Below are 12,013 nucleotides of genomic sequence, written 5' to 3' on the forward strand. Positions count from 1 at the left end.
TCTGCTCTTATCTAAAGCATAACTCATTGAGCCCGTCCAGTCAACTGAAGAAAATAGTTGAATCAGCACTCTTAGCAAGCCGCCGCATTTCCTTCAGCTTCCCATGAGGTAGGCCATCAGCGTTATCTTAAACCCGGGAAGTAATTATTATCTGATGGGCCTACCAGGCTTTTATGCTCCTCACGCTAGCTCAGCTCAGCGCAGAAGCTTTCCAACTTCTATTGGAAGACAATTGTTTTGTTCTCATATATCAGGACTCGATCCTCAGTATGCAAGCGTACGGCTTCTGCCAGTACTCTGCGTTCCACATCGCGTCCTTTGCGCACAAGATCTTCAGTTGTATCGCGATGGTTGCAATGGATGACATCCTGAGCAATGATGGGACCCTCATCCAGGCTATCAGTGACGTAATGAGCTGTGGCGCCGATAAGTTTCACTCCGCGCTCAAAGGCTCTCTGATATGGATTTGCGCCGATGAATGCTGGTAGAAAGCTATGATGAATATTTAGAATTTGCTGAGGGAAAGCATGCACAAAAAAAGGTTCTAGAATTTGCATGTAGCGAGCAAGGATAAGAAAGTCTGCCTTGCCGTAGATAAACTCCAGCATGCTCTGTTGATCTGCCGTGCGCTGCTCGCGCCGGCTGGGAAAGTGGTAATAAGGGATATTATACATCTGGGCCAGGGGTTCGAGAGTGCTATGATTGCTTATGATAAAGGGGATATCCATAGCTAACTCGCCGCTCTTCCAGCGCCACAATAAATCGGTTAGGCAATGATCAAGCTTGGAAACAAGAATACCTACACGTTTGCGTTCACGCGAGTAGTGCACGCTCCACTTGATATGAAATCTTTCAGCAATAGGAAGGAACGCGTCTCTGAGCTCACCGGGCGTGAGCGCAAAGCCATTTTCGTCAAAGCTGATTCGCATGAAGAAGGTACAATCCTGCTGGTTAGTCGTATGTTGGGCCGATTGTACTATATTGCCCTGATGCTCAAAAATGAATTGGGAAATCGCTGCTACAATACCAGGCTGATCTGGACACGAAATCAAAAGCGTAATAGTATGCTTGGGAGTAGGCATATGATAAATTACCCTTCCACCTTTTTCTAGCGCAGTATCCTCAAAGTGAGACGTGGGTGGGCAAGAAGTCTAGTCTCGGTGCCACATCTGCCTCGCCAACACGTTCTTTTCTATCTGCCAGGCCGTTAGGATTTTGAGAATGTTTCTTTAGTGGGTCTATGTTATTCACTTCTTATTGCGATGTCAAGATAAAGCGCGTCTAGCAGGAAAATAAGGCAAAATTTTTATAGAACTTTTATTTTTATGCGGATTAAGCTGCTTATTTTCTGCTGCCTGGCAAAGAGGATGCATGGTTTCTGGCCCTGCTGTAGCAATGTTGTTTGGGGATGCGTAAAATTTGCAGGTGTGAGCCTTATACAGAACGCTTGCCTGGTTCGTGACTCATAATATATGTCTGGCTTTGCTAGAAGCAATATTTGCTCCGCAGGCTGCCTATAAAGATGGAGACCCCAAGGCGTGGTAAAAGGAAGCTTACATGCGCTGAAAATAGCGTTTATAGGTCAGCTTGTTCCTGAAACAATGCGCAAAAAAGTACCCATGTCCACTTACTAAAACTATCTAGTAAGAGTATAGAGAGGAAAGGCTTACTATACATCACGCGGAGAGGTGATTTCGAACGCCTTCTTTGGAGTTAGAATACTCTCACCCAAAAGGAGGAAGCGATGACGATTCGTGTCCTGATAGTAGATGATCATAGCGTAGTGCGGGAGGGGTTGCGTGTTTTTCTTGGGCGCGATCCCGCTCTGGAGGTGGTAGATGAGGCGGCCAACGGCCCCGAGGCCATAGAAAAAGCCCGTCTCTGGCGCCCGGATATTGTGCTCATGGATTTGCTTATCCCTATCATGGATGGCATTGAGACGACGACGATCATCCGTCATGAGTTACCGGAGACGCAAGTGGTCGTACTCACCAACGTGCTGGATAGTACTTCCGTGACAAATGCTATTCGGGCAGGCGCGATTGGCTATATGTTGAAGAATGTCCAGGCCACAGAATTGCACACAGCTATCAAAGCCGCAGCAGCTGGCCAGATGCATCTCTCCCCTCAGGCCTCAACGTATCTTCTACGTGAAGTAAGGGATGCGGAAAGCGTCTGTTCACTAACCGAGCGAGAGACAAATGTCTTAAATTTATTGGCTCAGGGCTGTTCTAATAAAGAGATTGCCCAGGTATTGCATATAGCTGAGGATACGGTAAAGACACACATTCGCCATATCCTGGCTAAGCTTGGCGTACAGAGTCGTACACAGGCTACCCTGGCGGCCATGCGTCTGGGATTGGTAGCTCAGCAGGCTAGATCGATCATGGAGGATAGGGGAAGAGGTTACAAGTTATGAATGGCGGGTTCTGAGGCAATCTTGTCGCTATTTGCTGATAAATTGGGGATAATGTGGGAGCGGAAAAGATGCTGGCCTCGCGAGAGGTGGCGAGGCTTGCATTCTATCCCAGAATCTATGATTGTCGTGCGGCTCTTTATCTTCTAAAAACCAACAGCTCGGAATGCTGCTGTAATAAGGGAACAACCGTCCCAAACGATTCGTTAGGCGGGAGCCATAGGCGCCCATGGAGAGGAAACGGTTGTGGTGAGATAAGCCTGGCTCCATGCTCCAGCAGGCTTTCTAGAGAGGGCCTTGATTGTAGCATGGCCCACTGAGAGAGCGGTAGCAGAAGTAAACCGACGACATCATCTCCCGGCTGAATATGCGGCTGGACTGGTTGGGCAAATAGCAAGCAGAAGTACGTATAAGGGCCGGCAGGCAAGCCAGGACGATAGGGAGTATAAGGAAAGAGATTGCTCTGTCGTTCGAGAAGAAGTGGAGCTATTGTGTCCGTACAACTGACCTCATACAAATCTCCGGTATCGATATCGTGGAAGTAAGTGCTGGGTGATGATAGGAGCTCGATCTCGGTGGATAATTCTTCGCGGGCCTCGCGCTGGGCACATTGCCAAACTGTTTCGTTAGGTTCCTGGCCTCCGCCGACGCCGCCCACACGCCAGGTGCAGTCTCTGGCGATAGCGGGAGGTAAACCATCAATATTTAAAGTTACTACGAGATACCCATCCTGAATAATGATCACGCCCGCACAAAAAGGTTGATTTTTCGTCATGTGTTGCACATTGAGACTTTCCAGGTGTGAAAAGATCATGGTTGCGCTCTGTCTCCTCTTCTACTAAAGGGCGGTTGAGTATCGCGCATAGCATCTTGCATAGCTTGCTCAACCTCGGCTGAGATACGCGTGTAAAGTTTTTTGGCCCACTCGTCATCCCACATATCTTGCTCTTGTAGAAATTGTTGACAGCGCGAAAGCGGATCGTTGCGTCCCAGAGTGCTGCTGAGATAGTATGCCTGCGAGCCTGCTCTGCTCCGGGTAACATACATCTCCAGCAATACGGGGCCGCGTCCCTCGCGAGCATGCTCCATTGCTGAGCGGGTCGCCATGTAGACTGCCATGACGTCATTGCCATCGATACGTTGATGGGTAAGACCTTCGGGTAGTGGTAGGTCCTTGAGGCAGGAAGAGCTGGATGGAATATCAGCATCTGTTTGACAGTTTTGTTCGCAAATAAAGAGAACAGGGAGCTGCTGGAGAGAGGCAAAACGAATCCCTTCGAGAAAGTCAGGTTCAGAGGTAGCCCCATCTCCGCAATAAGCGATGGTGACAATAGGAGCCTTGCGTAGTTTGCTCGCAAAGGCGATTCCTGCAGCATGCAGAATCTGGGTCGCGACTGGAGCGGGGCCGGTAACCGTGTTGCGTTTGTGGTATCCCCAATGAAGTACCGGCTCGCCTCGCCGGGCCGGATGTAGCTCCTGGTCCGCGTCTGTTGCTGTTTGGGGGATATGCATTTGTAGATAAGTACGAAACACCTCGTAGGGAGTCATGCCAATGGTTAATACCACGCCCAGATCGCGATAGTAGGGCAAGGTGAAGTCCTTCCCCACTTCAATACAGACCGCGCTGCCAACCTGGGCGGCTTCATGACCACGACAGCTGGCAACGAAATCAATGTAACCCTGTTCGTGTAACCTCCAGGCGCAGTCATCAACAATTCTTGTCAGTAACATCCGCGCATAGAGGTCCCTTATAAAAGTAGTAGATGGGGTAGAATTCGTCATCTACGGATATATTTCATAAATCAATATCTCAATAGCATGTTTGCTCTACAACTGCATCTCAACTGAGAAATTGTGCTTGTATAGCGATAGGAGTTGAGTTTAATAGCCGAAAATATTATACGCTCTATTGAGCGGACTATACAACCCCTCCCATTCTCTCCAGGGCCACAATGCGCCTTGTCGTCTTTGCAGCGGCAAAGAGAAAGTGTGGTTGGGAGCTGACCAGCAGCTCCTTCCTGGCAGCAAAGCCGCCTGCTTCCTTATCTTCTTGCTACCGGCGAAGGACAGCAAGGGAGCACCCTGGAAAGAAGATCGCCTAAGCATAGTATAAATGGGAGCAAGAGAAAGCTTTGTCGCATGATAAAATGGTGAGGGGGAAAGTTGGGGGGCGATTACTGTTGGCATTGCTTTTCGTGAACATCAATCTTATAATGTTGCTGTGAATATTGTATATAGGTATCGATTAAGCCTGGAGCGTCAACGCAGACAACGGAGGCAAGAGTAAGAATGACAGTGAATATCCGAGCTACGAAAGCTGATACTCCAGCAGCGCCGCTGGATGTCATCGCGCTGTATCGTACAATGGTGACAGCGAGAGTAACAAACGACCTGCTTAAAACGCGTAAGACACAGGGCAAATACCCCTTTTACATTGGCTGTGGCGGCCATGAGAGTATGGCGGCGGTTGTCGCTGCATTGCAGGAGGACGACTGGCTCGCCCTTTACTATCGAGATATGGCCGCGTGGCTGCAGCGTACAGGAGATAAATATGCTCCAATACGTGAGGCCTATTCACGCACTACAGGACCAATGAGCGCAGGCCGCAATATGCCCTCACACTACAGCAGTAAGCGTCATCGCATTTTACCAACCTTTAGCGAGGTCGGTGGACTTGCTTCGTTCGCTGGCGGTGTTGGCTTTTCGATCAAGCGGCATCAAGGCAAAGAGCTGATCATGTGCTCACTTGGCGACGGTGGAGCGGCAACCAATGACTTTTATGTGCTATTCCGTCAAGCAGCTATACACCAACTACCCATTTTAATTGTGGTTGAGGATAATGGATGGGCGATTACTACTCCCTCTGCCATACAGTGGGCCGGGTCATTGGTTGAGTGGGCAAAAGGTGGTGGCGTGTATGCGGAAGAGGTCGATGGCACCGATGCAATGGCGGCCTATGAAGCTACAAGCCGTCTTGCTGAACACATACGCTCTGGTCGTGGTCCTGCTCTCATGCATCTGCGTCTAGGACTGCTCGATCCACATTCTAGTAGTACTGACATCAAGGCCTATCGGAAAAAAGAGGAAATTGAGCTCACTGCCGCGACAAAAGATTCTGTGAAAAACTTTGGTCGTTGGCTAATTGAGCGTGGCTATCTACAAGAGGCCGATATAGATCGCATTCGTAAAGAAATTCGCGCAGAATTGGATGGTGTGGAGCGAGAGGTTGTGCAAGAACCTGAGCCAACTGCGGAGCGGGTAATGGAGCATGTGCTGTATGTTCCTCAGTGGCGAGAGAATATTCCTCGTGGCGCAAAGCGGAAGATATCAATGCTTGAGGCTATTAATGATGCATTGATCGAGCTGGCCCAACGTGACCCTGATTTCTTTGTCTATGGTCAGGATGTGGGCAGCCCAAGAGGTGGTGTTTTTGGGGCGACCTCAAAGCTTGTTACCCAATTTCCCAAGAGCGCTATAAGTAGTCCTCTAAACGAGCATCTCATCGTTGGAACTGTGGCGGGGGCGAGTATGAAGGATGGCAAAGCTCGTTGTGCAGAGATTCAATTTGTCGATTATCATCAATCGGCTACTCAGGTAATCAGATTGGCTGCGCGTATCCCATATCAATGCTTTGGAGATTGGACAGTTCCAATGCTGATCCGCACGAAGTCGGGCAGTGGTGGTGGTGGTCCCATCTCTAACAGCGAGGCTGGTGGCGGCGCCTTTGGTCATTCTAATGCTGGAGAACAGTGGTTTACCACAGTACCGGGTATGATCACTGTCTGCCCCTCCACGCCTTTTGATGCTAAGGGTCTCTTGCTTGAATCCGCTCGTGCACAGTCTCCAGTTGTCTTCCTGGAACGGGGTCGTCTGTATCGTTCCGAGCCCCCGAAGGATAGCCAGGGAAATACGATCGCGGCTCTCGCAGAATACTGGCAGGTCCCCGATGGGTACTATACCCTTCCTTTGGGGAAAGCTCGCCGTTTGCGTATTGGTGACGGACCTACGCGCCTGGCGATTATTGCCTGGGGGACAATGGTGCTGGAAGCCGGTATCGCCGCAGCTAATGTGGTAAATCGGGTTGGGGGGACTATCGAGATTGTTGATTTGCGTACCCTGACACCGTTTGATGAGGAAACTGTAGCCGCTGCCGTGAAGGCAGCTAATCGGGTGATAGTGGCAACCGAAGAGGCCGATCTAACCAGCTTTGGACACTATATTCATTCATGGATTGTGGAAAAATGTTTCTATGATCTGGACGGTACACCTCTCCTGATTTCTGCCCTACAGGCCCCTGCTGCTCCTTATAATGCCCCTGAAGAAGCAGCTTTCTTCCCCTCCGCAACGACAATAGAGGCGAAGATCAATGCGTTATTGGCCGAGTAATCAGCGCATATGTTAACAGATAGCTGGTTGGGGAAAAGAACATCCCTGGCCAGCTATCGTGTTTTTGTGGTAATCAGCATAAGCACTGATCTTGTTCTCTGGCCCCTACTATTTTTCTTCTAGTGTTTGCCATTCGGCCTCACTACTGGCAAACATGCTTCCTACTGCTGCTATGATGAGGCAGATCAACGTTACGCTGCCCACAATATACCACCACTGTATAGAAGAAATGAGTTGAGGTATCCAGGAGTTGAGTAGTGTATCGACAATAGCAGCTATACAGGCGAGGGGTCCGACAATACTGCAAATGAGCAGTACTGGCAGGGGAAGGATGCGTTTTTGGTGGAAAGCTTGTCTGTCGTGTAGGAATGATAGGCTAAGGCAGACGAAGAGGAAGGCGCTGGGGATTGCCCATACTAGTGTCGCTCCTGCCTGGCTGATATTAAAAACTTCAAAGGAAAGATCTGTTGGATTGGCGAAATGAAAGAAATAGGGCGCAAGGAAATAGGTAATGCTAGCGATAATGATGGCGACAATCGTTTGAAAAAAGATAGCATTGGCCGGAACGCGATGTTTATTGAGTAATCCGATCTTTGCTGGCAAGCGGGCGTCAATCGCAGCTACCATAAGCAGGCGGGCAAATGCGAGATTGTAGACAATAGGGATAATCAAAAAAAAGCATAGGATGCAGATAACCACGATGTTTCCAAGCAGGGGAGTCAGGGCTGTATCTACCAGCGAGACAAGATCAAATGGAGATACATTTGTGCCCTTAACAACAAGCAAAGCGATTGTGGAGATAAAATAACCGATCAGGGTGAGAATGGTGCCCCAGAGAATATGGCGGCTGATTACCTTATGTTCGGCAATCTCACCGCCCATAATGAGAGGGATCTCAGTGCCAAGATAGGCCAGTGTGATGATCCCGAACTGGCTGATATTGGCAGTTTGAGGATCTTGCCAGGTTATAAGCCAGCCTTTGGCGTCTGCAAAGTTGGTTGCGGAATGGTGTCCACTTACTAGCCACCAGATGCATGCGACGCCTATCGTAAAAACTACAAGACCAATTAATCCGACTGCCACATTGATGATATTTTGGACAGTCCGTGCTCGCTGGCAAGCAATGATCCCGGAGAGGGCAATTACGCTGATAATAACGAGTCCCTGTTGCCAGGGCTCAGAAAGCCAGCCTTGATGGATGCCCTGAAGAAAGGTTGTGAAAATATTTGCTCCCGATTCTATAACAAGAATACCAGGTAGCCAGGCGCAGAAGCCAATAAAGAAGCTCCAGTAACCTCCAAGGACCTTGTGTGTCCAGTTGTAAAGCGAGCCTTCAAAAGGGAAAAAAGTGCCGAGTTGGGCTGTGACTACTGCGCAAGGAATAAAGAAGGCAACAGCTCCCAATGTCCAGTAAATAAGTGCTGCTGGTCCGCTGGTAGCGGCACCTGCCGAGTTATTGATAAAAAAGACAATAACCAGATAGGTTGCTGTGAGATCTAGCTGGCCAAATATCTGAGGCATAGTCTTGGGAACATACTGTTCAGAAGTCAGGGCGAGATCGCTGTTTTGTCTGCTAGACTTACTAAATGTCGACATTGTATTTCCTCAAAGGCTGTAGTTATATAATCTACATCAACAATCCTTATGGATTGTTCCAAGCGCTTGTTCCACCTTGCAAGCCAGGGTTGATAGGGGCATGAAATCGTGTTCCAGCTGTGGAAATCAGGGTCTCTACATGACCCGGCTGTAGACTTGCTGCTAGCTACTTCTTCGATTTTCGGATAAGCACAAAAGAGTGATTGGGTAGCCGCTATAAAGTATGGTGGCGTAGCGATGATCAGGCTGAAGGATAAGCACTAGCCCCTATAATCGTGAAAATGCCATGAAGAGGATTATCAGGGAATGAGCGGAGCGCATCAATAGGGATGCGCTCCATATTTTAAAGTGCGTGCTAGGACTCTGTTACCTGGGCGATGATATCTTCATCGCTTACGTCTCCCCTGGTTGTGGCTTGACCAATAAAGAAGAGCACGATACCGACGAGCAGCGAGATAATACCTATCCCGCCAATCCAGAGAATCCATTGTGAATAGGAGACAAGGCTTACCCAGGGATTGGTGAAGGTCACAAAGACGCCGAAAGCTGTTGCGACCATCCCAAGCGCTGAACATAGGTAGAAAACCCAGTCGGGAGCCAGGCGCTTGCGCGCAAATTCGTCGTGGTATTTGTAGCGGATAATGATCACATCGATAAAGAGAATGACCATTGAAACGCACCAGATAACCGTCACGGCTGCCTGGAGAATACTGTAAATCACAGTTGAGAGATCAGTTGGCTTCATGCCTGCATTCAGAGCAAACGGAGCAAGGATAAAGGCGATCGCCGTAAAGACAGCCGAGATAATGCTTTGCACCAGAACGGCGACCCAGGGAACTTTGTTGGCATTCACTTTACTCATCACGGCAGGGAGGCGGCGATCAAGGCCGGAAACGAAGAGCAGGCGGCCGAACGAATAGTTGTAGACAGTGGTGTTGAAAAGGAAAAAGCCGATGAGAATGATATTGACGATGTAGGAAAGTACGATACCAACACCCCCAAAGGCAGCCTTGACGGCAAGTACGGAGGCTGCCGGATTTCCTTGATCGGTGACCGAATGGACGGCTGTCATAATTCCAAAGGTACCGATGAGGTAAGCCAGCATGACAACTATCGAGCCCCAGAGCAAATAACGTGTGATGGCGCGTGAGTCGTTGACTTCTACGCCCATGTTGAGCGGCACCTCGATACCAAGCAAGCCCAGAACAACAGTACCATAGATGGTAAGGTTGGCCTGTTTAGGGAACCAGTTTGGCGCTGAATAGTCAACGGGGGCGATATGACCACTGACTAAGGCAGTAATGCCGGCTACCCCAACGAGTAAGATGGCGCATCCGTACGCAATAAATATGATGTTGACAAGGTTCTGAGTGACGCGGAAGCGTAAAATGGATAGCACAAATGAGAAAGCGATGATCAGGATAATAACCAAGCCTTGCTGCCAGGGCTCGGTTAAGAAATTGGGATTGAGCTGCTGAATCAGCGCCACAGCAGCATCGCCAGTGGCAATCATAACCAGTACACCCGGCCACCAGGCACAGAAACCGGCGAAGAAGCCCATGAAAGCTCCGAAGGCTTTCGTGGTCCAGACATAGATAGAGCCTTCACCAGGAAACATCAGGCCAAGCTGACCGGTAACGATAGCTCCTGGAATGAGAAAAGTGATAAAGCCCAGTATCCAATACAAATAGGATGCTGGTCCCGCTCCCCCGGCTACTACTCCCGAGTTGCTAATAAATAGCACGATAGCAACGAAGATAGCAACCATATCGAAGGAATTGAGGACCTTGGGAAGAATGCCTCCCGCAATACGTTCAGAGCGTAGTACTGCTTGCTGTTGGCTACTGTTCTCTATGGCATCCATAGTGAACTACCTACCTTTCTTAAATATGTTGCTCGGGATATGCGCGGAAATTTGCCTTTTATTGTTATTTAGTATCCAGCTTAATTTACAAATATATGCGAAGGCAGAAAATGTTAAATGACAAAGGTAGTTTCGTAGCCTGGTTGGGTAGAAAATGGCGCATGAGCAAAACAAGAAGCGCGTAAATAATTGCTTCTTGCTAAAGAGTTTCCCTAAGGCAAGTATTTATTGGACATTATGATTTAATGCTGGCAAAAAATATTACTGAGCAGACATGTACGCTCATGATCATTCACCTTTATAAACCTGGAATAGCTGGTTTATAAGGTTGTTTGCTTAAGGATATCTAATAGATTACCTGATGTATCAAATAAATACAAGACCTTTGGCTAGCATTATCTCGCTCATAAATAAAATGCCTGAATACCGTTACTTCTAGCTATGGTAATTTCATACTAGAGATCAATATATTGACCTCTTAAGGTACATCTAATGTATAAAATATCTGTATACCTTGAAAATAATAATTTTTTCTCTTTTTATTTGTGTAATCTGAGTGGTCCATTTTTGTTGCATAGGGACATATTGCCCTGAGTGCTACATGTCCTGATGCTGGATTTGCTCAATGGGCCTGTTTTCCTCTCGACGAATTGGGTAAACTATGTTACACTGCGTTTAAGTCCATAGAATGATAACTATCAGTATCAAAGGGGTCAAAAGTACATGGCAACCTGTACATCTTGTGGTCAAGATATTACTGGCAAAAAATTTTGCCCGCAGTGTGGCACACCTGCATATTCCGCAGGGACGCCAAGGGTAAGTGGTCAATTTGCCTCCGTGCATTGCCCGCGTTGTAGTGGAGAAGTGAGCCCAGGCGCGGCTTTCTGCATGCATTGTGGGGCAACCTTAAATACACAGGCTGTCACTGCCCCACCGATGCCCGCGACGCGTCCTTGTCCCGCTTGCCACGCGGAGGTAGACGCTGCCAGCGCATTTTGCACCGGCTGTGGACATAATATGCGGGCGCCTGCGTCCCAGGTGAGCGCATCAGCAGCGTATTGTGCCAATTGTGGGAGAGCTAATAATCCTGGCGTGCGTTTCTGCAGCGGGTGTGGAGCACCTCTGGGAGCCAGCCAGGGGAGTTATACGCAACCCCAGTCGCAGTATCCAGCCCCACCCCAGCCCCAATATCCGGTCCAGGCGCAGTATCAGCCCCAACCCCAGCCATACGCCCCACAGCCGTACGTCCAGCAGGGAGCGTATCAGCCCCAGCCGATGCTAGGACAGCAACCGATGACATTGCGTTGTCCCGTTTGTATGGCTATGGCTCCAGTGGGAACGCCCAATTGCCGGAGTTGCCATACGAGTTTGGCTGGCGTAGTGCCTATACCTGCCAATATGCCCGTCCAGCAAGGGCAGCAGGGAGGCCTGGGAGGCTTCTTGCAGGGCGGCGGCGGACAATTAGCCGCTGGAGCTCTTGGCGGTGCCGCTGCCGTCATTGGTGGGCAAATGCTATTGCATGGACTGGAAAATTCTATAGAAGAGAGAGTCGAAGAGGATATGGGCTATGGTGGTGAAGGGCGGCGCCATCATCATCGCGATGAGGGCTTACTGGGCGGTTTAGGTGAGTTAGGGAAAGATATTGGCTTGTTCTAAAAATTTATAAGTACGGGGGCAAACTGCATATTGCCCCCTATGAGTTGTGCTGTGACTATCTTCCTAAAGGCCGATACCCAAATTGGCTACTTTTC

The 12,013-nt window shown here is 49.0% G+C and carries 8 protein-coding genes; 3 read left to right on the plus strand and 5 right to left on the minus strand.

Translation table 11 applies throughout. The annotated features are described in order from the left end of the window. Positions 1-218 precede the first annotated feature (218 nt). A complete protein-coding gene (gene purU / locus EPA93_RS46650; protein WP_129894117.1) occupies positions 219-1,082 on the minus strand; it encodes a formyltetrahydrofolate deformylase in 864 nt (287 codons plus the stop codon). Between the two features lie 662 nt (positions 1,083-1,744). Between purU and EPA93_RS46655 the strand changes: the two genes are divergently transcribed. Further along, entirely contained in the window at positions 1,745-2,419 is a 675-nt protein-coding gene (locus tag EPA93_RS46655; protein WP_129894118.1) for a response regulator, read from the plus strand. A 136-nt stretch (positions 2,420-2,555) separates the two neighbouring features. Here the strand turns inward: EPA93_RS46655 and EPA93_RS46660 are convergent, their stop codons facing one another. Beyond that, a complete protein-coding gene (locus EPA93_RS46660; protein ID WP_129894119.1) occupies positions 2,556-3,230 on the minus strand; it encodes an NUDIX hydrolase in 675 nt (224 codons plus the stop codon). Further along, positions 3,227-4,147 carry a thiamine pyrophosphate-dependent dehydrogenase E1 component subunit alpha gene (locus EPA93_RS46665; RefSeq protein ID WP_165423861.1) on the minus strand — a complete coding sequence of 307 codons (921 nt, stop codon included), beginning with the start codon at positions 4,145-4,147 and terminating at the stop codon, positions 3,227-3,229. The genes EPA93_RS46660 and EPA93_RS46665 overlap by 4 nt, the downstream gene beginning before the upstream one ends. Before the next feature lie 558 nt (positions 4,148-4,705). Here EPA93_RS46665 and EPA93_RS46670 point away from each other — a divergent pair. After that, positions 4,706-6,802 (plus strand): alpha-ketoacid dehydrogenase subunit alpha/beta, encoded by a 2,097-nt coding sequence (locus tag EPA93_RS46670; protein WP_129894121.1) that lies wholly within the window; start codon positions 4,706-4,708, stop codon positions 6,800-6,802. Between the two features lie 108 nt (positions 6,803-6,910). Here the strand turns inward: EPA93_RS46670 and EPA93_RS46675 are convergent, their stop codons facing one another. Further along, the gene (locus EPA93_RS46675) at positions 6,911-8,398 is read right to left on the minus strand and encodes an APC family permease (protein WP_129894122.1); all 1,488 of its coding nucleotides are present in this window, start codon (positions 8,396-8,398) and stop codon (positions 6,911-6,913) included. Positions 8,399-8,753: 355 nt separating this feature from the next. Beyond that, positions 8,754-10,262 (minus strand): APC family permease, encoded by a 1,509-nt coding sequence (locus tag EPA93_RS46680; protein ID WP_129894123.1) that lies wholly within the window; start codon positions 10,260-10,262, stop codon positions 8,754-8,756. Positions 10,263-10,985: 723 nt separating this feature from the next. On the opposite strand from EPA93_RS46680, the gene EPA93_RS46685 reads away from it, so the two are divergent. Beyond that, complete coding sequence (locus EPA93_RS46685; RefSeq protein ID WP_129894124.1) at positions 10,986-11,918, plus strand: zinc ribbon domain-containing protein; 933 nt, start codon at positions 10,986-10,988, stop codon at positions 11,916-11,918. Positions 11,919-12,013 lie beyond the last annotated feature (95 nt).

It is taken from the genome of Ktedonosporobacter rubrisoli (genome assembly GCF_004208415.1).
GTDB classification, from domain to species: Bacteria; Chloroflexota; Ktedonobacteria; order Ktedonobacterales; family Ktedonobacteraceae; genus Ktedonosporobacter; species Ktedonosporobacter rubrisoli.